This is a genomic window from Achromobacter sp. 1L-A-4-B-C2, assembly GCF_057291955.1.
Genome location: NZ_JBXAWP010000003.1, coordinates 1,088,912 through 1,113,849, shown reverse-complemented (window position 1 = coordinate 1,113,849; position 24,938 = coordinate 1,088,912). Strand labels below are relative to the sequence as shown.

Here is a 24,938-nt window from a genome sequence, read left to right as displayed (position 1 = left end):
GCGTGCGCGGCGCAGGCCGTCGCGGCGCTTTGCCGCGACGGCCTGAAAATCAGGTCGCCAACTTCACGATGCCGTAGCCGCCAACCAACAGCCAGGCATACAGAATGAGCCCCAGGGCCATTACGCGGGGGCCCGCCTTCTTGATCTGGGCAAAGCGCGTTTCGATGCCCAGCGCGGTCATGGCCATGGTCAGCGCAAAGATGTCCAGGCGGCGGATGGCGGCGATGGCGTCGGCGGGGATGATGTTCAGCGAATTGATGATGGCCAGCACCAGGAAGCCGACGGCGAACCACGGAATGGGCAGCTTGCCGCCCTTGGCCTGGCCGCCCGACTGGCTGGCCGCGCTGCGCAGATACATGCCCAACACCAGCAGCACCGGCACCAGCAGCGCCACGCGGGTCATCTTGACGATGGTGGCGACTTCGGTGGTGGCCGGGTCGATATTGCTGGCCGCGCCCACCACTTGCGCCACTTCGTGGATGGTGCCCCCGATATAGATGCCCAGCGCCTGCGTGTCCAGGCCGAGCCAGCCCGCGTGATAAAGAATCGGATACAGGAACATGGAGAGCGTGCCGAAAAGCACGACCGTGGCCACGGCGACCGCGCTTTTGTGGGGCGCCGCCCGCAGCGTGGGTTCGAACGCCAGCACCGCCGCCGCGCCGCAAATGGCGCTGCCGGCGGCGGTCAGCATGGCGGTGTCGCGGTCCAGGCCAAGCAGGCGCTGCCCCACGACCGTGCCAATTACCAACGTGCCCAGCACTACCGCGACCGACACGGCCAGGCCGGGCAGGCCCACGGCGGCGATCTGCTGGATGCTGATGTTCAAGCCGTAGAACGCCACGGCGATACGCAACAGGCGGCGCGCCGTGAAGTTCACGCCCACGCCCCAGTCCGCCGGCATGGTGCCGCGCAGGAAATTGCCATACAGCATGCCGCAGACGATGCCCACGACCAGCGGCGAAAAGCCCAGCTGGCGAATGGCGGGCAAGTCCGCCAGTTGCATCACGGCAGCCGCCATCAGGCCGACGAACAACACGCCATTGAGCTTGTCGCGCCAGGGCGTGGCGGTGGCTGTGGGGGCGGCGGTTGCGGCAGGTGCCGCCGAGGCGGGCAGGGGAACGGCGGTGCTGGAAGAGGTGCTCATGACGGGCCTTTGCGGCATATCTAAATAACTAGGCGAAATATTAAGTTGCGGGCCGTTATTTGAAAAATCTTCAATTCGGATATGTAATATCGGAAATACTGATAATAAGCACAGCAATCCATGACCCCTGACCAGCTCCTCACATTCGCCTGCGTGGCCGATACCGGCAACATCAGCCGCGCGGCGCAGGTGCTGAATTTGTCTCAGCCGGCCGTATCCGGGCAGTTGCGTGCGCTACAAGATTGGTTTGGCGAACCGCTGTACCGGCGCAGCGGCCATGGCATTGCGCTGACCGAGGCTGGCGAGCGTCTGGCCGAACAGGCACGGCAGCTGCGGCAGGTGTACCGGCAGGCGCAGGCCGTGCGCGAATCGTGGCGCGGGCTGGAAACGGGTGCGTTGCGGCTGGGCGCCAGCACCACGCCCGCCAGCTATCTGCTGCCCCGGCTGGTGGCCGACTTCCGTTCCGCCTTTCCGGCGGTCAGCCTGCATCTGTCAGATGGCAATACCCGCGAAATCGTCGAGCGCTTGCCCGCGCTGGACCTGGCTTTTATTGAAGGGGATGTGCCCTCGGGGCTGCCCGCCGACACGGCCGTACATGCGTGGCGCCAGGACGAAGTGGTGGCGATCGTGCGCGCCGACCACGCGCTGGCGTCCAAGGGCGCGGTGACCTTGCGTGATCTGGCGGCGTCTGCCCTGGTCATGCGCGAGCCCGGGTCGGGCGTGCGTCGGCTGGTCGAGCGCGCCTTCGCCGATGCCGGGCTGGCGCCGTCGGTGGGTCTGGAATTGGCAGGGGTGGAAGGGGTGAAGCAGGCGGTGCGGGCGGGGCTGGGCGTGGGCTTTGTGTCCGTCATGTCGATGCGGCATGAAGACGGCGCCCTGGCGGCGCTGCGCTTGTTGCCCCGGCCGTTGACGCGCACCCTGAGCATCCTGGTGCCGCATGCGGATGCGGCCGCCCGCGCCGCTGAACGCTTTCTGGCGATGTGCCTGGCGGTCGGGGCGGCGGACGGCGGGTAGCGGTCAGGCTTTGGCCAGGCGCTTCAAGGCCAGCTGGACCCAATACGTGCCGCCCAGCGGCAGCAGTTCGTCGTTGAAGTCGTAGCTGCCGTTATGCAGCATGCAGGGGCCCAGGCCGTGGCCGCTGTCGCGGTGTTCGCCCGTGCCATTGCCGATCCAGACGTAGCAGCCCGGCAGTTCCTGGAGCATGAACGCAAAGTCTTCCGCGCCCATCGTGGGCTGCACGTGGTCGTTGACGTTGGCCTCGCCCACGATGTCGCGCAGCACCTCGGCGCAGAACGCGGCCTCTTCGGCGTGGTTGATGGTGGGCGGGTAGTTGCGCTGGAACGTGAACTCCACCTCGCAATCCATGGCGGCGCAGGTGTGGCGCGTGATCTCTTCCATACGGCGTTCGATCAGGTCCAGCACGTCCAGCGTGAACGTGCGCACGGTGCCGCGCAGTTCAGCGTGGTTGGGCACGACGTTGTCGGCGCTGCCGGCATGGATCTGCGTAATGCTGAGCACCGCGGCGTCCAGCGGATTGCGGTTGCGCGTGATGATGGTCTGCAACGACTGCGCCAACTGTACGGCGGCCATGACCGGGTCGATGCCCAGGTTGGGCATGCCGGCGTGGGTGCCCTTGCCTTTGACGACAATCGAAAACTCGTTGCTGGACGCCATGATGGGGCCGGGCGTCAAGCCGAATTGGCCGGGCTTCATGCCGGGCCAGTTGTGCATGCCGAACACGGCTTCCATGGGGAAGCGCTTGAACAGGCCGTCGTCGATCATGCGCTTGGCGCCGCCACCGCCTTCTTCGGCCGGCTGGAAAATCACATAGACGGTGCCGGCGTAATCGCGGTGTTGCGCCAGGTATTGCGCGGCGGCCAGCAGCATCGCGGTGTGGCCGTCATGACCGCAGGCGTGCATCTTGCCGTCGTTCTTGCTGGCGTGCGCAAAGCTATTCACTTCTTGCATGGGCAGCGCGTCCATGTCGGCGCGCAGGCCCACTGCGCGATCGCCGGGCTGGTTGCCGCGGATGATGCCGACCACGCCCGTGCCACCCAAGCCACGGTCGACCTCGATGCCCCATTCTTCAAGCTTGGCCGCCACCACGTCGGCGGTGCGGAATTCTTCGAAAGCCAGTTCGGGATGCGCGTGGATGTCGCGGCGGATCTTCGAAATATCCTGGTGCCAGGCGACGATGGGTTCGAGCAGTTTCATGGGGAAAGGTCGGGCAAAAAAAGGGAACGCAACAAGGTTATCATCATTCAAAAATCTATTTAATGGAGACAAACACCATGACGCGTCCGTGGCTTGCCCATTACCCGCAAGGGGTGCCGGCAGAGATCTCCACCGAGGGTTATTCCTCGCTGGCCGACCTGCTCGACCGCGCTTGCAAACAGTACGCCACGCGCATCGCCTGCACGGCGATGGGCAGCGATATCACCTATGCGCAGCTGGATCGGCATGCGCGCGCCTTCGCCGGATGGTTGCAAAGCCTGGGCCTGGAAAAGGGCGCCCGCGTGGCGCTGATGATGCCCAACGTGCCGGCCTACCTGGTCGGCATGCTGGGCACGCTGCGCGCGGGCATGGTCGTGGTGAACGTGAACCCGCTGTACACAGCCGACGAACTGGAACGCCAGTTGCAAGACAGCGGCGCGTCCGTGATCCTGATCCTGGAAAACTTTGCCCACACCTTGCAGGGCGTGAAGAATCGCGGTCGGCTCAAGCACATTGTCGTGACGGGGCCGGGCGATCTGCTCGGTGGGCTGAAGGCGCCGCTGGTCAACTTCGTGGCCCGCCATATCAAGAAGATCGTTCCCGCCTGGAACATCGATGGCGCGCAGTCCTTGCCCAAGGTCTTGGCCGCCGGCGCCAACCTGCCATTCACGCCGCCCGCGCTGACGATGGATGACGTGGCGGTGTTGCAGTACACGGGCGGCACCACAGGCGTACCCAAGGGCGCGATGCTGTCGCACCGCAACCTGACGGCCAACGTGCTTCAAACCGAAGCGGTCGCGCAGCCCGTCGTGCACGATCTGGCAAATTCCCAGCTCACCATCATCAGTGCGCTGCCGCTGTATCACGTGTTTGCGATGACGGTTTGCGGCTTGTATGGCCTGCATGCGGGCATGCGCAACGTGCTGATCATCAACCCGCGCGACCAGCCTTCGCTGATTGCGGCCTGGCGCAAGGTGCCGATCAATCTGTTCCCGGGCGTCAACACTTTGTTCAATGCGCTGGCCCACAACGCCGACTTTGCCAAGCTGGATTTTTCGGCCCTGCGCTTGACGCTGGGCGGCGGCATGGCCGTGCAGCAACCGGTGGCCGAACGCTGGCTGAAGATCACGGGCCGCCCTTTGATTGAAGGCTATGGCTTGTCGGAAACGTCGCCGGTGGCGACGGTGAACCCCACCAACGCCACTGCGTATTCCGGTTCGATCGGCCTGCCGTTGCCGTCCACCGATGTGGCCATTCTTGACGATGCCGGTCACGAAGTGCCGCTGGGCGAACGCGGCGAAGTGGGCATACGCGGGCCGCAGGTGATGCTGGGCTATTGGCAAAAGCCCGAAGAAACGCAGCAATCGATGACGGCCGACGGGTTCTTTCGCACGGGCGACATCGGCATCATGGACGATAAGGGTTATACGCGCATCGTGGACCGCAAAAAGGACATGATCGCGGTGTCCGGATTCAAGGTCTATCCGAACGAGGTCGAGGCCGTGGTGGCGCAGATGCCGGGCGTACTTGAATGCGCGGCCATCGGCGTGCCGGACGAACACTCCGGAGAATCGGTGAAGGTGTTCGTGGTCAAGAGCGACCCGTCGTTGACCGAGGCGCAGGTGCAGGACTGGTGCCGCGAAAAGCTCACGGGGTACAAGCGACCGCGCTTCGTGGAATTCCGCGACGAATTGCCCAAGAGCAACGTGGGCAAGATCCTGCGCCGCGAATTGCGGCCCGACGCGTCTTCATCCGCACCCGCCGCGTCGCCATCTGGCGCCAACCCAGGCGCGAACACAGGCGCAAATGCGGGCGCGACCGCTCGCTAGGCGGCTGCCGGCCCGTTGTCCAGATGCGGCGCAATCATGTCGTGCAGGGCGCGTTCGATGGCGGGGTTGCCCGCCACGACGCGTCCACCGATAGGCCAGGGATCCAGCTTGTGCATGTCTGAACACGTGCCGCCCGCTTCGCGCAGGATCAGCGTGCCGGCGGCCACGTCCCACGGCGCCAGCCCCATCTCCCAATACCCGTCGTAGCGGCCGCAAGCCGTCCATGCCAGGTCCAGCGCGGCCGCGCCCATGCGCCGCACGCCGCGCGCGCGCTTGATGGCGTCGTTCAGCATGGGCATGTATTGGTCGGCAAAGGAAAAGTCGCGGAACGGAAAGCCGGTGGCCAGCACGGAATCTTCGATGGTCTGCGTGCGCGAACACTTGATGCGGCGGCCGTTCAACCAGGCGCCGATGCCGTACACGGCGGTAAACAGTTCTTCGCGATTCGGGTCGTACACCACGCCAATAACGGGCGTGTCTTCGGCAAGTGTTTCGGTGGCTGATACCGCCGTGCCCGCGTGCGCGATCAGCGCGATGGAAACGGCGTAGTGGGGAATGTCGTGCAGGAAGTTGGTGGTGCCATCAAGCGGGTCGATGTACCAGGTGGCGCTGCCTTGCGGCTTGCCGCCCGTCTCTTCGGCCACGATGCCGAACTTGGGCGTACGCTCGCGCAGTTCCTGAATAATGACGGCCTCGGCTTCGCGGTCCGCCTGCGAGACGAGATCGTTGCGCGCCTTGCGGTCGATCACGAGATCGGCGCGATGATGCGCGTAGGATTGCAAGATGGCCGCGCCGCCATGCGCTGCGGTAACTGCCGCATCGATCGCGGCGCACAGGTCGATGGGCTGGGCCAGTGAGCGGGGCTGATCATAGGTGTCCATGCAAACCAGTGTAAGCCCATGATTGCGTCAAACCCGCGGCAGCCGCGCGAAAGCCGGGCGCCGCGTGGCGTCCATCCAACGTCTGCGCGGCGGCCCGTCGATAATTCGCGTTTGTCACAACTCTGTCCATTCTTTCGAAAAACCCCATGTCCGCGCCTTACGTTCCCCTGACCCCCGCAGTGATCGAATTCGACGCCGACGGCAAGCTGTACAGCGCCGTGTACGGCGACGTCTATCACCCGCACCCCGGATCGGTGGGGCAGGCCGAACACGTGTTCCTGCGTGGTAACGGGCTGCCGGCGCGCTGGCGTGGACGCGACGCATTTACCGTTTGCGAGACCGGTTTCGGCCTGGGACTCAATTTTCTGGCGCTGTGGCACGCCTGGCGGCAAGATCCCCAGCGGCCTGCCGCGCTGCATGTGGTGTCGATAGAGGGGCATCCCTTTACCCGCGATGACCTTGCCGCCTTGCTGGCTCGCTACGCCGCTACGCCACTGGCCGAGTTGGCGCAGCGCCTGGTGGACCAATGGCCCGCGCTGCTGCCGGGGCTGCATCGGCTCGAATTCGAGAACGGCGCAGTGACGTTGACGCTGGGCTTTGGCGATGCCGAAGCAATTGCACCGCGCCTGTCGGCGCGCGTGGACGCCTTCTTCCTGGACGGCTTCGCGCCAGAGCGCAATCCGGGCATGTGGTCCGCGCCATTGCTGCGCGATCTGGCGCAACTGGCCGCGCCTGGCGCCACGGTAGCCACCTGGGCATGCAGCGGCGAGCTGCGCCAGGCCCTGCAGGACGCGGGTTTTGACGTGCGGCGCACGCCCGGCTACGGCGGCAAATGGCATATGACCGAGGGCATCGCCCGCGCGCCGGGCCAGGTAGCCGCCGCCATCGCCGGGCCGGTGGCCGTCAAGCATGCCGTGGTGATCGGCGCAGGGCTGGCGGGGGCCGGCATCGCGCAGTCGCTGGCCGGGCGCGGTTGGCGTGTAACGGTGCTGGATGCGGCCCGGGCGCTGGGCAAGCCCGCGCATGCGGGCCATGTGGCCGCCGCCCTGACGCCCGTGGTGGCACGCGACGACAATGCACGCGCACGCCTGTCCCGCGCCGGAAGCCAACGCGCGCAGGCCCGCTGGCAAGGGCTGGGCGGCGATGCCGCGCCCCAGGTTTGCGGTACGGTCCAGGTTGAACGCGACGCCGGCAAATCCGCCGCGCTGGCCGGCACATTGCAAACCTTGGCGTTCCCGCGCGATTGGGTGCGGGTGGTCGACCGTGACGAAGCCAGCGCCTTGGCCGGCCTGCCGGTGGCCCGGGGCGGCGTGTACTTCGGACAAGGCATGCTGGTTCAGCCCAACCGTCTTATCGACGCGTTGCTGCAAACGCCCGGCGTCGGCGTTGTGCCGGGCAACGCGGCCCGTGTCGAGGCGTCGGGGCAGGGCTGGCGTGTCTTGGACGCCCAGGGCAAAGAATTGGCGCAGGCGCAAACCGTCATCCTGGCCAACGCCTTTGGTGCGCAAGCGGTATTGAAGCAAAGCGGGTTGCTGGACCCTCTGCCGCGCGTGGCGCAGATGCACGCGCTGGCGGGCGAAGTCACGCTGGTGCCCGCTGCGGCGCTTGACGGCGGTCCGCGCTGCATTGTGGGGGGCGAAGGTTATCTGCTGCCGGATGTGGGTGCAGGTTGCGTGGTCGGCAGCACTTACGAACACGGCGCGGCCCAAGCCTTGGTCACCGAGCCGGGCCAGCGCACCACCTTGGCCAAGGCGGCGGGGCTGCTGGGCGGCCACTTTCCAGTTTTTGAGGCCTTGGTGCCCGGGTCGCTGCCGGGGTGGGCGGGCTGGCGCGCCGTGTTGCCTGGGCGGCTGCCCGCCGTGGGGGAATTGCGGCATGCGCCCGGGCTTTGGATAGCCGTAGGCTATGCGTCGCGGGGCTTGTCGTGGTCGGCGCTGATGGGCGATGTGATCGCGGCACGCGTGAGCGGCGAGCCGGATGTGCTGGAAACCGATCTGGCCCAACTTATTTCACCAAGGTGAAAAAAAGTTCGGTCTCTGGCAGGGGCCGGAGCCAGGTGGCGTAGAATTGCGGTAATTGCCAGGATTTGGCGCCAAATAGACCGTAATGGGCCTGATGTTGGCGTTTCGGCGGCGCGCGGCTCTAGGCCGGGAGGCGTTGGCCGAGGGCTTTACGACCCCTTTTTAAGGATGAGAAACCCATCCAGAAGAGGGACCGAGTTTATTTCAAAGCTCAAATCCGTCAAAATAGCGTCTTTTGATGGTTTTTGGCTTAAGCCGGGGGATGCTCTGTGCCGCCCAAGTTCGACTTTGCCCATACTACCCAGCTCGACAACATCGAGCTGCTGACGTCCCGCCCCAGTCGTTTTGATTTCGACGCGGGCGATGGGTTGCACCTGGTAGTCGAGGCGCATGCGCCTGGTGTTTTTCGCCTGCGCTGCGGCGAGGCGAACCACCTGAACGATGACAAGCCCGGCGCGCGTGCGCGCGCCGTGGCCGAGATGCTGCTCGCGCGCCAAGAGGCCGTGGGCGAAGCCACCATTGCCCCGCGCGATGGCGGCGATGGCTGGCGCATCACCCAGGGCGACGTCGCCCTGGAGATCCAGTCCAACCCCGTGCGCGTTGCGATGTATCGCAACGACGAACGGGTATTCGAGTCGGAAGTCTCGGCGCATACGCCCGCATTCGGGCATAACGCGCTGGACAAGGAAGACGACGCAGTCTGGACGGCGGGGTTCACCTTGCTGGCCGACGAGCGTGTCTTTGGCCTGGGCGAAACCCCGGGCGACTTGAACCGCCGCGAAGAATCCGTTGTCTCTGACGACCCCGAGCATCGCGCCTTGCCATTGGCATGGAGCCCGCGCGGCTGGGGCGTTTACGTCAACACGATGCGTCGCGTGGAACATGCCGTGGGCGTCGCGCCGGCGGATTCGGCCTACGTGCTGACCGTTGACGATGCCGTGCTGGACGTGTTCCTGTTCGCCGGCGAGCCCGCCGAAATCCTGAACCAATACACCGCGCTGACCGGCCGTGCCGGCCAGCCCGTGTTGTGGGCCATGGGCGCGTGGCTGGCCCAGGCTGCCGGTGAAATGCCTACGCAGACGGTCGCCCTGGTGGCGCGCATGCGCGAAAACCAGATTCCGGTGGACGCCGTCACATTGGCGCAGCCGGTGGCGTGGGGCTTCCAGTCCGACAAGGCGGTTTTCGAATGGGACGCCCAGCGCTTCCCTGACGCCAAGCAGATGCTGGCGCTTTTCCATAAGCACAACGTGCATGTCGCGGCCTCCGGTTTCCCCGGCGTGCTCAAGAGCAGCCCGTTGTTCGAGGAACTGGAAGATCGCGGCTGGCTGCTGGCCAAGGAAGACGGCGCCGCGCAGGTGTTCGACGGCATCGCCGCCACCTCCGGTCAGCCCTTCGGCTTGCTGGACCTGACCTATCGCGACATCTACAACCTGTGGGTCGAGCGTCATCGCCAGCTGATCGACGACGGCCTGGATGCGCCCGCTTGCGACGCCCAGATCGCCATCCCCGATGGCGTGACGGCACGCAATGGCGAAACGGGCCCCGCGTTGCGCACGATGTACCCGCTGCTGGTGCGCCGCGCGTTGTTCGATGCCGTGGCCGGCCTGAAAGTGCCGCCCGAAGGCGTCGTGCCCAGCTCTGACCTGTTCCCCGCCGCGCAGCGCCTGCCGTGGCAGGTGGGGCCACAGGCGGAAAACTCCTGGGATGGCCTGCGCCATACCTTGCGCACCGCCTTGTCGATCGGCGCCAGCGGCCTGCCCGTGCAGGTCCATGGCATTGGTTCGGCCTCGCGCGATCGCGCCGGCATGACGTCCGAACTGTATTTGCGCTGGTTGACCGTGGGAGTGTTCTCGGCCAACTTCTCGTTCCAGGGCGTGGAAGGCCTGATGCCTTGGGACTTCGACGAAGACACCCTGGCGCAAGCCCGCACCTGGATGCAATGGCGTTATCGCCTGGTTCCCTATGTGCTGGGCGCCATCGAGGACTCCGCCCGCACCGGTTTGCCGGTGCAGCGTTCCATGGCGCTGTCGTTCCCGAACGACCCGCACGCCCACGAATGGGATCTGCAATACCTGCTGGGCCCGGCCCTGCTGGTGGCGCCGGTTACCGAACCGGGCAAGCAGGTGCGCGTGTATCTGCCCAAGGGCGAAGCCTGGTGGGATCTGAACACCGGCCATCGCTACGAAGGCGGCACCACCTGGACGATCGACTGCGAGCTGGGCCAGTTCCCGGTTTTTGGCCGTGAAGGGCACATGCTCTGTCTGGGGCCCGCCGCGCAGCATACGGGCGAATTCAATTCGGCCCGTATCCTGGACGAAGTCTGGATGTTCGGCATGCCGGTGCACAACCCGGTTGTCATGCGCAACAAGATCCGCGTGATGCAGATGCAGGGCTCCAGCTACATCAAGGGGCTTGAAGGGCTGCGTATTTCGCCGTCCGAAGGCCTTGAGGTCAAGCGCCGGGGGGCGGAAGTCCGCATTTCGCGCGCACGCTGACATCGGCGCGGCCGGCTCCCCGGTCATCGTCATAAAAGGGGCAGTCAGGAAGGCTTTCCTTCCTGACTGCCCTTTACGCGTTTTGCCGTGTCCGTATCGCGACCCTTCCTGCGGCGAGGCGGGCCAATGAATCGCGGGCGCGCTACGGCGCGCAATATTACTTATAGTTATTAAAAATGAAAAAAACGGTCGTTCTCTTCAGAAGAGAAAAGATACAAAATCGCTTGCCATGATTCACATCGAGAACCTATCCAAGACCTATGCCACGCCGCATGGACAATTCCAGGCGCTGCGAGGCATCAACCTGCACATTGAGCAGGGCGAGGTCTTCGGCATCATCGGCCCCAGCGGGGCCGGTAAAAGCACGCTGGTCCAGTGCATCAACCTGCTTGAGCGCCCGAACGAAGGCACGATTGCCATCGGCGGACAGCAACTTACCGGACTGAATGAGGCGCAGTTGCGTGGCCAGCGCCGTCGTATCGGCATGGTGTTCCAGGGCTTTAACCTGCTGTCGCGCCGCACGGTGTACGGCAACGTTGCGCTGCCGCTGGAAATCGCCGGCGTGGCCAAGGCCGAGATCCCGGCGCGCGTCGAGCGCTTGTTGGCGCTGGTGGGCCTGGAGCATCTGCGCGACCGTTATCCCAGCCAGATCAGCGGCGGCCAGAAGCAGCGCGTCGGTATCGCGCGCGCCTTGGCCAATAACCCCGACGTGCTGCTCAGCGATGAAGCCACGTCCGCGCTGGACCCGGAAACCACGCACAACATCCTGGCGCTGCTGCGCGACATCAACCGCAAGACGGGCGTGACGGTCGTGATGATCACGCACCAGATGGAAGTGGTGCGCGAAGTGTGCGACCGGGTGGCCGTGCTGTCGCAAGGTGAAGTGGTGGAAATCGGCAGCACGCGCGAAGTGTTCGCGCAGCCGCGCCATGACGTCACGCGCGGCATGGTGTCGGCCGCTACCGCGTCCGACCTGACCGACGCCACCTTGGCCGCCGTGAAAGAACGCATCGCCGCGCTGGCCGCCGCACAGCCCGGCCAGGCCGTGCGCTTGTTGCGCCTGTCTCTGACCGGCACGGATTCGTCGGGCTCGTTCCTGACCGATCTATCCAAGCAGTTTTCGCTGGACGTGGGCCTGGTGCAGGCCCGCGTTGAAGACATCCAGGGTGTGGCCGTGGGCACGATGTTCGTGCTGGCCCAAGGCACGCCCGCCGCGGTCAAGGACGCGATTGCCGCGTTGACCGCCCGTGACATTACCGTTGAAGAAATAGCTCATGAGTCCGCAACTGATCGACCTGCTTATTACGTCGCTGCTTGACACCTTGTTGATGGTGGGCGTGGCCAGCGCGATAGCGGTGGTCATCGGCATTCCGCTGGGCGTGACGCTGACCGTCACCGCGCGCGGCAACATGCTGGAGAACCAGCCGGTGAACCACGTGTTGGGCGCCATCATCAACGCCACGCGTTCGGTGCCCTTTGTGATCCTGATGGTCGCCATCATTCCGTTCACGCGGCTGGTGGCGCAGACGTCCATCGGCACCACGGCCGCGATCGTGCCGCTGTCGGTGGCCGCGATTCCGTTCATGGCCCGCATCGCTGAAAACGCCATGCGCGAAGTGGACCCGGGCCTGATCACGGCGGCGCGCGCCATGGGCGCATCGCCGATGCAGATCATCCTGAAGGTGCTGCTGCCCGAGGCCTTGCCCGGCCTGATCGCCGCCACCATCGTCACCGTGGTCAGCCTGATCGGCTATTCGGCAATGGCCGGCGCCATTGGTGGCGGTGGCCTGGGCGACCTGGCCATTCGCTACGGCTACCAGCGTTTTCAATCGGACGTCATGGCCGCGGTCGTGATCGTGCTGATCGTGTTGGTGCAGGCGATTCAAAGCCTGGGCGACCGTTTCGTGCGCCGCATGTCGCATCGCTGAACGCGACATCGCTTCACTCTTGCTTCAATCTTCTTTCTACTTCCGTTACTCGGGATATCGCAACATGAGCATCAAGGTTTTGAAGTCGCTGGCTGCATTCGCGCTTGGCGCCGCCGTATTCGCCCAGCCCGCGCTGGCACAGGACAAGCCGTTGAAGGTTGGCGTCACCGCCGGCCCACACGCGCAGATCTTTGATGTGGTCAAGGCCGAAGCCGCCAAGCAAGGGCTGAACATCCAGATCATCGAATTCACCGACTACGTGCAGCCCAACGTGGCACTGGCCGCGGGCGACCTGGATGTGAACAGCTACCAGCATCAGCCCTATCTGGACAACGCCAACGCCGACCGCGGCTACAAGCTGGTCAGCATCGCCAAGACGGTGATTTTCCCGATCGGCATCTACAGCAAGAAGATCAAGTCGCTGGCCGAACTGAAAGACGGCGCGCGCATTGCGCTGCCGAACGACCCGACCAACGGTGGTCGTGCCCTGTTGCTGCTGCAAGCCAATGGCTTGATCAAGCTGCGTCCGGAAGCGGGCCTGAAGGCGACCCCGATCGACGTCGTGGAAAACAAGAAGAAGCTGCGCTTCATCGAACTGGACGCCGCCCAGTTGCCGCGTTCGCTGGACGACACCGACGCGTCGGCCATCAACACCAACTTCGCGCTGGAAGCCGGCCTGAACCCGACCAAGGACGCCATCGCCCAGGAATCGCCGGATTCGCCTTACGCCAACGTGCTGGTCGTGCGTGAAAAGGACAAGGACCGCGCCGAATTCGCCAAGCTGGTCAGCATCTATCACAGCCCGGCCGTGAAGCAGTTCATCGAGACCAAGTACAAGGGCGCCGTGGTGGCCGCCTGGTAATCCAGGACGCCGCACCGCTCGGAAACGGCCGCCGCAAGCGGCCGTTTTTTATGGACGCACGGATGGCTTGAGCGGAACGGGGCGTCATTATTTTGACAAGTCCGAAGAAATCCGCCATAATTTCTGGCTTCGGTCGGGCTGATAGCTCAGTCGGTAGAGCAGCGGACTTTTAATCCGTTGGTCGCGAGTTCGAGTCTCGCTCAGCCCACCACAGAACACCGCAAGACCCGCAATGAAAAAAACGCCGCTATCACTAGCGGCGTTTTTTTTGCGGCGTTTTTTTTCATCTGCGGGTCGGAGGCGCTTCGCGGAACCTCCCGGGGGGATTGCTTGGATCTGCCTTTACGAACGGACGGCAAGAACGGGGCGACCAAGAATGGGGCGACCAATAACGGGTGACCAATAACGGGTGACCAATAACGGCGCCCAAGAAGGGCATCCAGGACCGCCGGCCAAGACCGGCATCCAGGACCGCCGCGCAAAGCCGGCGTCCAAGGCGTCATCCAAGAACGGACTCCCTGAGCCCGCTCCCGAACTTTCCTTCTTAGAACCGAACCGCCAACTTCAGCACGCCCGACTGCTGGCGGTTGCCGCCGCCGAACTGCGCGTCGTAGGCCACGCCCGCCGTGGTGTTCCGGGCGATGGCCATTTCAGCGCCCAAGCCCAACACCGCCGCGTCACGCGCGATGGGAACGCCCGTCACCGAGAACGTGCTGCCGCCTTCAAACGCCAATTCCTGCTTGGGGCTCACATCGCCCATCGCATGGCGCCAGCCCAGCGTTGCGGTCAGTCGACCCGGCGCGCGGTTGGATGCGAAATCCCACGAACCGCGCAGGCCCAGCGTGGTGCTGGTCACGTCGTCCGTGTTGCCCGAACCGTGCAATGCCGCCGTGCCGCCCGTCTCCTTGAAATCACGCGTGCGCAGCTGGTTCCACGCCAAGCCGGCGTAGGGTTCGATGCTGGTCGTGTCGCTCATCGGCAGCTTGTAGCCCAGTTCGGTGAACAGCTGCGTCGACGACGCGTGGTAAGACGATTCCAGTCGTTGATTCAGGCTGCCGGCCGCCACGTTGCGCTTGGCGTCGATGTCGTGCCACGTGTACGCAGCACCCGCCATGAAGCGGATGGCGCCCGGGCCTGCGCTGAAATTGCGTCCGCCGAACAACGATGCCGTGTAGCTGTCGACGTTCGTGCGCGACGATACGTCAGCCATCGAGTTGTGGCTGCCGATGTAGCCCAGCGCGCCGCCCATCCGCCATCCATTGCCCACGTCGCCATCGGCGCCGAAGAAGAAGCCGCCGGCCGACTGGTTGACGCTGGACGCGTTGCCGTCACCCTTGAACGTGCTCCAGTTGCCGAACGCCTGCGCCCATACGGGGTACGCACCGCTTTGCGGTAGCGCGTTGGACGAGGGTGATCCCAGTTGCGCCGTGGGCCGGCCCGCCATCGCGGGTGCGTCCAGGTTGGCGCGCAGGTGCGAAAGGGGAAGGGTGCGCACGGCATCCGACTGGCTTTGCAGGATGCTGGTGGTGCTGGCGTACGCTTCGCCAGACAGCATCGCCAAGGCCGCTCGCGCTTGGCCCGGCGTCATGGCCAGCACCGCGTTGGTTACCTGGCTGGCGGCCGTGGCTTTGCCGGATGTGCTGCCACTGGCGACGACCGTGGAACCGGAGGTAGTCGGCGTGGCGCCGTTGCCGGTGGCAGGGGGCGTCGTCGATGCGGAGGGGGTGGAGGTGGAGGCCGAAGTGCCGCCGGTTGCGGTCGACGCGTTGCCGGTGGACGTCGAGCCGGTGCCTACCGACGCCGATCCATTACCCGTGGCCGTTGATCCATTGCCTGCCGGCGCCGAGCCATTACCGGTGGACGTCGAACCGTTCCCCGCAGGCGCCGAACCATTGCCTGCCGGCGTCGAACCATTACCCGTGGACGCCGACCCACCGCCTGCCGGCGTCGAACCATTACCCGTGGATGTCGACCCACCGCCTGCCGGCGCCGAGCCATTACCCGCCGACGCGGACCCGTTGCCGCCCGCGGCCGGTGCTTCCTGGTCCAGTGCGCCGCCCACGCTGTTTTCGTTGCCCGTGTTGCCCACGCTGCCGATCGGCACGTCGTTGCGCGTCAGCGTCATGAAGGCGTTCTTGGCGTCGTAGCTCAGGGTGGGCGTCAGGAACGCATAGCCGCTGGACGCGCCCGTGAACCGGCCCTGGATGCCGCCATCCGCCGTCAGGATGTTGTACGTTGTGCGCGGCGCGTAGTTGCCGTCCGGGCCCACATGCGCGACGCTGCCGTCCAGGTAGGCAACGCCGGTGACGTGGATGCGGTCGCTGGCGCTGCTGGCCGGGTCGGCGTGCACGCGATAGATCGTGTCCTGGCCAAAGTTCAGGTTGCCGTTGATGGTCAGCGTGCCGATGGGCGATCCATCATTGCCCGGCGACACCACGGCGGTCGGGTAAAGCGTGGTGCTGCCCAATTGGCCCACCCCGGCCAGCACGACTTCGCGGCCGATATCCACGGGGCCGTTCAACTTGCCGTCGATTTCCAGTGCGCCGTCCGCGATCAGGATGGGGCCGGTCAGGCCGCTGCTGTCGGCGGTCAGGATGACCGAGCCCGGGCCGGTCTTGACGAAGCCCTGTGTGCCCTGCAAGGGGTTGTCGATAATGTCGACGAACTGGCCCGAGGCATAGGTGCCATCGCCCACGACGATGGCCGGTGGGTTGCCGCCGTTGCCCACCAGCGTGATGGGCGCGCCTTGCAGGCGGTAGCGGTCGGTAGCGAACTGGATGCCGGACACGCGGACAGGGCCCGCGCCGCCGTCCACGGTAACCGTGCCGGCCGCGCCCGTGAAAATCGCGTAGCCGCCATCCGGCAGCGCGCCCGTGGCGTTGCCGGGGCTATTCCAGTTGGTGCTTGCGGCGCTCCAGGTGCCGTTGCCGCCACCCGCGCGCGTGGCGGATGCCGCGCCGTTGCCGTTCCACAGATTGGTCGTGCTGGGGCCAAGGATAAGGTTGATCTGCTTATCGCCCGTCAACGACTGGATGGTGGCCCCGGGTGCCGAGTCGCCGGTGACGCTGCCCAGCGTCAGCCCGTTGCCCGACAAGCTGCCGCCGTACGACAGGATGCGGTAATAGCCCGCGTTCACGCCCAAGGTATTCACCGTGACGTTCAGCGTCGTGTTGTTGATGGCGGCGTCGCCACGGACCGTGATGTTGTCGCCCGTGCCGGGTTGGGTGATGGGCAGGCCCGCGTAGCCGGTCTCGAAGGCAAACACGCTGTTGTTCATCGACAGGTTGCCGTTGACGACCAGGTTGCCGTTGGAAACGCCCGTTGGCGTGCCGACTTCGTAGCCGGGGGCAACCCGCGCGCCGGAGACGTTCAAGTCACCATTGACGGTGCCGAAGCCCGCCACCGTGCCATTCGATGATGCGTTGACGTTGCCGCCCAGCGTGACGCCCGCGCCACCGCCATTGCCACCGATAACCAGCGTACCGCCGTTGACGTCCACGCCCCCGGCGTAATTGGCCGAGCCATCGAACACTTGCGTATTACCGGGCGAAACCGTCAAGTCGGCGGCCATGACGCCGCCGCAGTAAGTTGTCCCCAGCGCCAGCGTCGCCGTCAGCCACTTCTTCGTGCCGTATATCAAAACTGCGTCCTTTGTCTCGATTAATAATCCACGGCACAAACATTGCTGGATTGTTTTAAACGTATTTCTACGTAACAGGCCAATATGTGTGGACCGAATGGGTTAACGAAAAAAAGGACGCAATTTATACCAGTTCTTTTATATAGCAAAACGCCTGCAAACAGATACCATCCATTCTGAAATCGCAGGCGCGGCGGATACCAACCGCAGTATTAATAAATGGCCGGCAGATACCATCCTGTTATATGAAATGCGAAGTTTGAAACACTAATTATTATTGAACGACAAAACAAAACGCGGCGGTCAGTATCTCCATGTCATATGCAGTGACCCCGCGTTTTCACGGTTACCACCGCCGAACTGCCCACTGTAGGTCAAACCAATCGTCGCGTTTTTGGTGACGGCGGTTTCGACGCCCAACTCGGCCAGCGCGGCATTGCGTGCGATGGGCGCGCCCGCCACGGTAAAGGCTTGTCCGCCATCAAAAGACATCACGGATTGGGGCTGCACATCGCCAAAAGCATGTCGCCACCCCAACGTTGCCTGGAGGCGGCCTTCGGTTTGGCCCACCGTAAAGTTCGTCAGTGCGCGCAAGCCCAGCGTGCTGCTGGTCTGCGTGGTGCTGTCGCTTTCCCCGCGCAGCGCGGCTGAACCGCCTGATTCCGAGAAGCCGCGGGTGCGCGTGTCGCTCCATGCCAGGCCGGCAAAGGGCTCGATGCTGACGTGATCCGAAACGGGCAGGGCGTAGCCCAGTTCCGTGAACAATTGCGTCGTGCTGGCGCCATAATCGGCCGTCAGCTTTTGCGAAGCACCTGCCACGTTGGCGTGACGTTCGGTGGATATGTCGTGCCAGGTGTACGACGTGCCCAGCATCAGATTCAACTTGCCCGGCCCCATCTCAAACACTTTGCCGCCGAACACGGCCGCGCTGTACCCGGCGACGTCGGCTTTGGACGAGCGGTCGTCAACGCGTATGTCGGCGTCGGTAAAGCCCAGCGCGCCTCCCAGGCGCCAGCCGCCGCCCAGGGCATGGTCCACGCCGGCGAAGACGCCGCCGGTCTTCTGGCGGACTTGGCCGGCATCGCTGTTGCCTTTCAAGGTTTGCCAGTTGCCGATCACTTCGGCCCAGGCGGGCTGCGCGTTTGACGAAGGCAAGGCGGACGCTAAGGGCGTGCCGCCGGCTTGCGCGGTGGGGGCGCCCGGCCGCATGCCGGCGCCCATATTGGCGCGCAGATAGGCCAGCGGCACGGTGCGCACCGTGTTGTTAAAGCCGGTCAGGCTGGAGGTCACGCTGGCGTGCGCTTCGCCGGACAGGCTGTTGAACGCGGCGCTGGTGGCGCCTTCCGGCAGCGTCAGGATGTAGTCGTGCAGCGGGTTGCCGGCGGGCAGGCTGTCCAGCGCGTTGGCCACGGCACGTTGGTTGCCGCTTTGCGCCGCGTCGGCGAAGGCGATGGGGCGGGTCGGCGTTTCCGGGGTGCCGGGCGTACCCGGGTCCACGGGCACCTGCTTGCGGCCAAGCTGCATCACGACGTTCTGGGCGTCGTAATGCAACGCCGGGTCCAGAAAAGCGTAGTTGGACGACAAGGAGTCGAACCGCCCGTTGATCGTGCCGGCGCTAAGAATGGTGTATTCGCGCTGCGTCTGGAACCCGCCATCCGGGCCGATATGGACGGCGGACCCCGCCAGATTCGCCGTGCCGCTGACCACTACGCGGCTGCTTGCCGACGATTGCGAATCCGCCATCACCTGGTAGACCGATCCTGGCGAGAATGTCAGGTCGCCCGCTACGGTCAGCGCGCCGCCAAGCTTGCCGGGCGACAGAATGGCGCCGCTTTGCAGCGTGGTCGTGCCAACCTGCCCGACCCCGCGCAATGACGCGCCGCCGGCTACGTTCAACGTGCCGCCCAGGATGCCGTTCACCGTCAGGACGCCGCCTTGCACATGGGTCTGCCCGCTGAAGGCGCTGGAATCGCCCGTCAAGATGGTCGTGCCCGCCAGCACGTCGATCGTGCCCATTCCCGGTGACAAGGAATTGATTGCGGGGGCAAAGACATAATCCGTGCCGGTGTGGTTGAAGACCAGCTTGCCGGTCCCATTGCCAAAGCGCACGCCCAGCGCCGCCTGCACCACGCCGGGAGCCGTGGCGGCATCGCCGGCGGCGGCGCCGATATTCAGGGTGCCGGTCGAGCCGGTAGCGTCACCGATCCGGACGCGGTTAGCCGTTTCCAGCATGGCGCCATTGGACAGGCTGACGGTGCCATTGCCGTAATAGCCCACCAGGAATGCGCTGGTCGTTCTGACTTTGGTTTGCGGGCCGTCGGCGACGACGGTGCCCTCGCTTGCCGCGCTGTATCCCGCCACGATCTGAAACGTGTCGACCAGCGCGCCGTCCGTTGCCGTCAGTTCGCCTTTCGATCCTGCATCCATGCCGATGGCGACCATATCGTTCACCGACGAGAACCGGCTGCCAACGCCGGACACCGCCAGTTTGCCGACACCGCCGGCATATGAGCCCAAATAGGTTCGGGTGGCCGATGTGGCCGACGCGCCGCCGGTGATGGTGACGGTGCCAGTGCCGCGCGCGCCGATCGTCATGCTGCCGCTGGTCTGTAATGAGGCCCCGGCGCCGAGGATCTCGACGGTACCCACCGAGCCCGCGCTATTGGCGACCAGCAAGGAGGAACCCTGCGCCGTGCCGTGATCCGAAATTCGCAACAGGCTGGCGCCGCTGTCGCTGACGGTAATCTGCCCCGCCTGCAACGCGCTGCCCACGCCCGAAATATTCAGCGTGCCGTGGGACGTGGCGTGCGCGCCCAGCGACACAGTGTTGGCCGTGACGGCTTTGCCGCCCGCGGTAATGTTCAACGTGCCCGCGCCATATAAACCGAGGGTTAAAAAGGTGGCGTTCCATTGCGAGCCGGCGCCGCTGATGGTAGCCGTACCAGATTCAAGCTCGGACGTGCCGGCCGTAAAGCCATTATTCGAATTGCCGACGATGGCACTGTCGCTGTTTAACGTCCCGCCATTGATCAACGTCAACGATGGCCCGCCGATTGCGCCCAGAAACAATATGCCCGCCTGTCCGGCGCTGTTGTTGATAACCGGTGCGTTGGGCGCCACGCTATTGATGAATAAATAACCGGCGGCACCAGGAAGCGTCGCGGTGGACCAGTTTTGCGCCTCTTGCCAATCGCTGTTCTGCGTGCCGGTCCACGTGATGTTCTGGGCCAGCGCGGGCGTCGCGGCCAGCAGGCTTAACGACCACGCGCCGCTCAGGCCAAGTGATTGCAGGGCAAGACAAATCGCCCGTTTTTTCATTTCGTAGGAAGGCATTTTTGCTTTTCGGTAATGAGATGGGCGACGGCAAAACGGTGCACGCTTAATACTGGGTACTAAACGCGGGAGGGCCATTTCACAGACGAAGGGAAAGCGGACGGGCCGGCACGTTCGATAATGTCGACAAAAAACAAAAACGCGTCAGGCGTGCAGCTTTTAATAATCAGCCCAACAGTGTTTTGCAACGTGCGCAGGCGATCTTACGGATAGCTGACAGCTTCAAAGCCCTAAGGAAGGCCGATATAAGCGTCCATATATCCCAATGCCATGCGTCCCTGGAATACGTGTTGCGTCAGGATGGCGTGCGCGCCGATGCGCCCGACAGCAAGTGCAGGCTCAGGCCGCAACTGCGTGCCCGTTCGGACAGCGCTTCGCTTTGCGTCAACGCCCGCCGGCTTTCTTCCAGCAGCACGTCCAGCTGTTCTTCCAGCGTGGCCGCCATGACCCAGGCGCGTTCCGAAAAGCGTTCCGAGAATTGGTCGACGCAGCGCTTGCAGATGGCTGCACCGTTTTTTTCCAGCAACGGCGCGCCCTGGGCCAGCGTTGAATGGCAAAAAATACAGGCAAGGGCGCGATTCATTTTGGCGGGCGGCTCGTTGTGGTGGGGGGCAAGGCGCCGCGTGGATAACGGCGCCTACACCTTTAACAACGGCCACAGGCCGGCAAGTCTTAAACCGGAAAACGGCTTAGGGAAAAAATACTCATACAAATGGATGGGGTGACGGGGCAATATCGGCCATTTGCATGAGGCGGCGGTCATCGCCTCAGTGCGCGTGGGCGTGACGTAACGCAACCGCCTGCGGCGTGACGTCGATAATGGTTTCAGCCGGCACCTTGAAAAACGCGGCCGTAGCGGCCAGACGCTTGGCCTGGTCTTCCAGCGACGACGCGGCAGCGGCGGCTTGCTCGACCAAGGCGGCGTTTTGCTGCGTCACGTCGTCCATTTGCGTAACCGCGCGGTTGATCTGGTCGATACCTTGCGATTGCTCCGTCGACGCTTCGGTGATTTCCGCCATGATCTGCGTAACGCGCTGCACGGACGACACGATTTCCTGCATGGTCTCACCGGCCTGGCGCACCTGTTCGGCGCCGCTGTCCACGTTGGTGGTGGACTGTTCGATCAGGTCCTTGACCTCGCGCGCGGCTTGCGCGCTGCGTTGCGCCAGCGACCGCACTTCGCCCGCCACTACCGCAAAGCCCTTGCCTTGCTCGCCGGCCCGGGCCGCTTCCACGGCAGCGTTCAGCGCCAGGATATTGGTCTGGAACGCGATGCCGTCAATGACCGAAACGATCTCGGCGATGCGGCGCGAGCTATCCGAAATGCGCGACATGGTTTCCACCACCTGGTGCACCGCTTCGCCACCGCGCATTGCCACCCCGCGGCTTTCCGCCGCCAGCGCGTTGGCCTGGTGGGCGTGTTCGGTGTTCTGCTTGACCGCCGTGGCCAGCTCTTCCATGCTGGCGGCCGTTTCTTCCAGCGACGCAGCCTGCTCTTCCGTGCGGGAAGACAAATTGGTATTGCCCGACGCGATCTCGGCCGCGCCCGTGTTGATTTCGTTCACGCTGCGGCGCACTTCGGCCACGGTGCGCGTCAGGCTTTCCTGCATGCGCTTCAGGGCCGAGAACAACACGCCGATCTCGTTGTCGGCCCCGGTGTGGACGCGCTGCGTCAGGTCGCCCGAGGCGATGCGGTCAAAGTGCACCGCGGCCTCTTTCAACGGAGACAGCACCTGGCGGCTGATGAAGCGCCAGCAACCGATGGCAAGAATCAACGCCAGGCTCAACATGACGATGGCGGCGGTTTCGGCTTGCAGATAGCGGCGGTCCGACGCGTCGTTGATCTCCACGGCGCGCCGCTCCGTGTGGGACAGGATGGCGCCAAGCCGTTCTTCGAATCGCGCGTCCGCAACGCGGGCCTCGGCCACCGCCGCGACGTAGCCTTCGGCGGATTGCTTTTGCAGCGCATCGCCCAGCGCGTCGATGCTGCGGACATAGGCGTCGAATACGCCGTCCATGTCCGCCGTCATTTTGCGGGCGGCGTCCGTCAGCTTGGGCACCGTCTGGAATACGGCATAGCGTTTGCGCGCGCTGGCCAGGAACTTGCCCGCCTGCTCGACGCTGGCCTGCGCCTGAGCGGTGCGTCCGGCCTGCACGTCCAGATAGGCGGCCACCAGCGTGATGCGGGTGCGCAATAGCAGGACTTGCGTCTCGTAAAGCGGGCGGGTCTGCTCGGTAGACACCAGATTGAGGTTGTCGACCGCTTCATCGGCCACCTTGGCGAATGACCAGCCCATGCCGGTGGCGGCGGCCAGCGCCAGGACGAACAGCGTAAGGACGGACAACAGCCCGGTCCGAATTTTCAGGTTCTTAAACATGCGCGAGACTCCAGCAAGGGCGGTCGGCGCAAAGCCGCCGCCAAGATCAAGTGATAAACCCGCGTCGACTGTAAATTTAGATTACAACTTTAACAATTGATCATTTCTCAGCGCCCCGTTGTCGTTTCGGCAACGCAGCTGGCGGCGGCGCGCCCGTGCCTAGAACAATCCTTCGGTGTCGCTGCGCAGATACCGCAAAAACCGCTGGGCCGCGTCGGGCAGCGGGCGCGATACGTGGGTCTGGATCTGGATCTGGCCGCCGTTCAGCAGCGCGTCTTGAACGGGCCGGCAAACCAATGTGCCGGCCGTCAGCTGGGCGGCGGCGGTCAAGCGGGCGCACAAGGTCACCGCGTTGCCCGTCAGCACATAGTGGTAGACCGCATCGGGGTGATTGGAGGTGAAGGCGGGCGACAGGGTGGTGTTGTACAGGCTTGAGGCCATGTCCAGCAGCCGGCGCAACGCGCTGCCGCCTTCGGGCAACGCCAGCGGATAGGCCGACAGCTGCGTCAAATGCAACGAGCCATGGGCGGCCAGCGGATGGCCGGGGCGCATCACGGCCACGATCTCGGCCGGCCGTGCACAGATGACGGCAATGTCCTTTTCGGCTGCGTGGCTGTACGTGACGCCGATGTCGGCCTGCGCCGAGCGCACTCTTTCAGTGATCAGCCCGGCGTCCAGCACGGTCAGGTTAAAGCGCACCGACGGATGCTCTGTCTGGAACGCCGCGAATTTAGGCGGCAGCGCGCGCGCCGCAATGCCATGGGCGCCGGCGATCTTCACGGTTTGCGTGTAACGCCCGTTCTGGCCGCCGATTTCGGCATACGTGCGTGCGGCATCGGCTTCCACGCGCCGTGCATGGTCCGCCAGGATGCGGCCCACCTCGGTCACGCGCATGCCTTTGGGATGGCGTTCAAACAGCTGGTTTTGCAGGCGCTGTTCCAGCCCTGCGATCTGCCGGCTGACCGCCGAGCTGACCACGTTCAGCCGCGCGGCGGCGCCATTGACGGACCCGGTGTCGACGACGGTAAGAAAATAACGAAGCGCGGTGCTATCGAAGTGGAATCGCTTCATTGACGTGGATGCCGTAAATCTCAATGTCGAGTCCAAGCGGTTGGCAGCCGCAAAAATGGCGCGCGGGGCGGATGGCATCGGAAACGGCCGTCGCACGCAAGTCCCGGCGGGCAGGGACCAGCGGAAGTGCCAAAGACGGAATTTATGCCAGCAACGCCTTTTGCCACAATCGCAAAATAATCAATATTGCATTCGAATTTCGGCAATCTCGGCGTTTTTGTGCAGCGCCGGAAATGCAAAACGCGCCCGAAGGCGCGCAGGTACTACCGCGATACACACAAATTCAATCCACGACGAATCCACTGGGGCCGCTGTGGCCAAGCAGTTCTCGCGCGCATTGCAGGGCTTCGGCGCTGGTGGCCACCGCCAGGAACGGCATGCCGAACGCGCGCGCCATTTTCTCGCCGCGTTGGCGGATGCGGTTCAGCGCATCAGGTTCCCGTTCAACCGCAATAAAGGCGCGGCAACGTGCTTTCAAGCGCTGCATATTGCGCGTCTGCCAATCGATCATCGCCTTGCGGTCGTCGTGGCCGGCTTCCATACGCATGTCTGGCATGACCATGACGAAGCTTTGCGGGTTGTCCACCAGCATTTCCATCTCGCGTATCCAGCTGGCCGAATAACCGGCGGGGGCGCCGCCGTGTTTGGCGGTCACGATGGGAAAGCGCGATAGATCGTGAAAGAAAAAATGATCGCGGTTCATTCGAATTCTCCTTGGGCGAGCGGCGCGGCGGCTTTGCAGCCGCAACTGCCGTAGAGCACCAGGCTGTAGGAGTCCAGCAGGAAACCGCTGCGCTTGGCGATCTTGCGCACCAGTTGCGCCATGGCGGGATCGCTGGATTCCAGGATCTGTCCGCAGTGCTTGCAGACCAGATGGTCGTGGTGCCCTTTGTCGTTAAGCTCGAACACGGTGTTGTGCGCGTCGAGCTGAGTGCGTTTGAGCAGGCCGGCGTCTTCAAGTTGCGTGATCACGCGATACACCGTGGCCAGGCCGATGCTGCTGCGGTCCGAGATCAGATTGCGGTAAATGTCGGCCGCGCTCATGTGTTGATCGGCGTGCTGATAAAACAGATCAAGAATCTTCAGACGCGGGAAGGTGGCTTTAATGCCGGCGTCGCGCAGCCGCGTAGTGTCCATCGTTT

General features: G+C 64.3%; 17 protein-coding genes and 1 tRNA gene. 8 read left to right on the top strand and 10 right to left on the bottom strand.

The genetic code is table 11. From position 1 onward, the window contains the following. Positions 1 to 49: 49 nt before the first annotated feature. Positions 50 to 1,144, bottom strand: a complete 1,095-nt coding sequence (locus AC0Z35_RS18450; RefSeq protein ID WP_219991700.1) for a YeiH family protein — start codon at positions 1,142 to 1,144, stop codon at positions 50 to 52. Between the two features lie 120 nt (positions 1,145 to 1,264). On the opposite strand from AC0Z35_RS18450, the gene AC0Z35_RS18445 reads away from it, so the two are divergent. Beyond that, positions 1,265 to 2,158, top strand: a complete 894-nt coding sequence (locus AC0Z35_RS18445) for a LysR family transcriptional regulator (protein ID WP_046804298.1) — start codon at positions 1,265 to 1,267, stop codon at positions 2,156 to 2,158. Positions 2,159 to 2,161: 3 nt separating this feature from the next. On the opposite strand, the gene AC0Z35_RS18440 is transcribed toward AC0Z35_RS18445, so the two are convergent. Next, the gene (locus AC0Z35_RS18440; RefSeq protein ID WP_104143391.1) at positions 2,162 to 3,358 is read right to left on the bottom strand and encodes a M20 aminoacylase family protein; all 1,197 of its coding nucleotides are present in this window, start codon (positions 3,356 to 3,358) and stop codon (positions 2,162 to 2,164) included. A 77-nt stretch (positions 3,359 to 3,435) separates the two neighbouring features. Between AC0Z35_RS18440 and AC0Z35_RS18435 the strand changes: the two genes are divergently transcribed. Continuing rightward, positions 3,436 to 5,187, top strand: a complete 1,752-nt coding sequence (locus tag AC0Z35_RS18435) for an AMP-binding protein (RefSeq protein WP_046804296.1) — start codon at positions 3,436 to 3,438, stop codon at positions 5,185 to 5,187. On the opposite strand, the gene AC0Z35_RS18430 is transcribed toward AC0Z35_RS18435, so the two are convergent. Next, on the bottom strand, positions 5,184 to 6,068 hold the full coding sequence (locus AC0Z35_RS18430) for an inositol monophosphatase family protein (RefSeq protein ID WP_046804295.1): 885 nt from the start codon (positions 6,066 to 6,068) through the stop codon (positions 5,184 to 5,186). The genes AC0Z35_RS18435 and AC0Z35_RS18430 overlap by 4 nt on opposite strands. Before the next feature lie 146 nt (positions 6,069 to 6,214). Here AC0Z35_RS18430 and mnmC point away from each other — a divergent pair, with 146 nt between their 5' ends. From mnmC to AC0Z35_RS18400, 6 genes are all read left to right on the top strand, one after another. Beyond that, positions 6,215 to 8,089 carry a bifunctional tRNA (5-methylaminomethyl-2-thiouridine)(34)-methyltransferase MnmC2/FAD-dependent 5-carboxymethylaminomethyl-2-thiouridine(34) oxidoreductase MnmC1 gene (mnmC, locus tag AC0Z35_RS18425; protein WP_485132153.1) on the top strand — a complete coding sequence of 625 codons (1,875 nt, stop codon included), beginning with the start codon at positions 6,215 to 6,217 and terminating at the stop codon, positions 8,087 to 8,089. A gap of 269 nt (positions 8,090 to 8,358) precedes the next feature. Further along, the gene (locus tag AC0Z35_RS18420; RefSeq protein WP_485132154.1) at positions 8,359 to 10,584 is read left to right on the top strand and encodes a glycoside hydrolase family 31 protein; all 2,226 of its coding nucleotides are present in this window, start codon (positions 8,359 to 8,361) and stop codon (positions 10,582 to 10,584) included. A 229-nt stretch (positions 10,585 to 10,813) separates the two neighbouring features. Further along, a complete protein-coding gene (locus AC0Z35_RS18415; protein ID WP_046804292.1) occupies positions 10,814 to 11,902 on the top strand; it encodes a methionine ABC transporter ATP-binding protein in 1,089 nt (362 codons plus the stop codon). Then, the gene (locus tag AC0Z35_RS18410; RefSeq protein WP_006226291.1) at positions 11,859 to 12,512 is read left to right on the top strand and encodes a methionine ABC transporter permease; all 654 of its coding nucleotides are present in this window, start codon (positions 11,859 to 11,861) and stop codon (positions 12,510 to 12,512) included. The genes AC0Z35_RS18415 and AC0Z35_RS18410 overlap by 44 nt, the downstream gene beginning before the upstream one ends. A 64-nt stretch (positions 12,513 to 12,576) precedes the next feature. Beyond that, on the top strand, positions 12,577 to 13,374 hold the full coding sequence (locus tag AC0Z35_RS18405; protein WP_104143395.1) for a MetQ/NlpA family ABC transporter substrate-binding protein: 798 nt from the start codon (positions 12,577 to 12,579) through the stop codon (positions 13,372 to 13,374). Positions 13,375 to 13,509: 135 nt separating this feature from the next. Beyond that, positions 13,510 to 13,585: transfer RNA gene (locus AC0Z35_RS18400), tRNA-Lys, on the top strand. A gap of 333 nt (positions 13,586 to 13,918) precedes the next feature. Here the strand turns inward: AC0Z35_RS18400 and AC0Z35_RS18395 are convergent. From AC0Z35_RS18395 to AC0Z35_RS18365, 7 genes are all read right to left on the bottom strand, one after another. Next, positions 13,919 to 17,014, bottom strand: coding sequence for an autotransporter outer membrane beta-barrel domain-containing protein (locus AC0Z35_RS18395; RefSeq protein ID WP_485132155.1), 3,096 nt, complete (start codon positions 17,012 to 17,014; stop codon positions 13,919 to 13,921). Between the two features lie 303 nt (positions 17,015 to 17,317). Continuing rightward, entirely contained in the window at positions 17,318 to 20,347 is a 3,030-nt protein-coding gene (locus tag AC0Z35_RS18390; RefSeq protein ID WP_485132156.1) for an autotransporter family protein, read from the bottom strand. A gap of 295 nt (positions 20,348 to 20,642) precedes the next feature. Beyond that, entirely contained in the window at positions 20,643 to 20,930 is a 288-nt protein-coding gene (locus tag AC0Z35_RS18385) for a ClpX C4-type zinc finger protein (RefSeq protein ID WP_046804235.1), read from the bottom strand. A gap of 184 nt (positions 20,931 to 21,114) precedes the next feature. After that, positions 21,115 to 22,725, bottom strand: a complete 1,611-nt coding sequence (locus AC0Z35_RS18380) for a methyl-accepting chemotaxis protein (RefSeq protein WP_046804234.1) — start codon at positions 22,723 to 22,725, stop codon at positions 21,115 to 21,117. A 159-nt stretch (positions 22,726 to 22,884) separates the two neighbouring features. After that, positions 22,885 to 23,796 carry a LysR family transcriptional regulator gene (locus tag AC0Z35_RS18375; protein WP_485132157.1) on the bottom strand — a complete coding sequence of 304 codons (912 nt, stop codon included), beginning with the start codon at positions 23,794 to 23,796 and terminating at the stop codon, positions 22,885 to 22,887. A gap of 283 nt (positions 23,797 to 24,079) precedes the next feature. Beyond that, positions 24,080 to 24,499, bottom strand: a complete 420-nt coding sequence (locus AC0Z35_RS18370) for a hypothetical protein (protein ID WP_485132158.1) — start codon at positions 24,497 to 24,499, stop codon at positions 24,080 to 24,082. Next, positions 24,496 to 24,933, bottom strand: a complete 438-nt coding sequence (locus AC0Z35_RS18365) for a Fur family transcriptional regulator (RefSeq protein ID WP_046804231.1) — start codon at positions 24,931 to 24,933, stop codon at positions 24,496 to 24,498. The genes AC0Z35_RS18370 and AC0Z35_RS18365 overlap by 4 nt, the downstream gene beginning before the upstream one ends. Between the last annotated feature and the right edge of the window lie 5 nt (positions 24,934 to 24,938).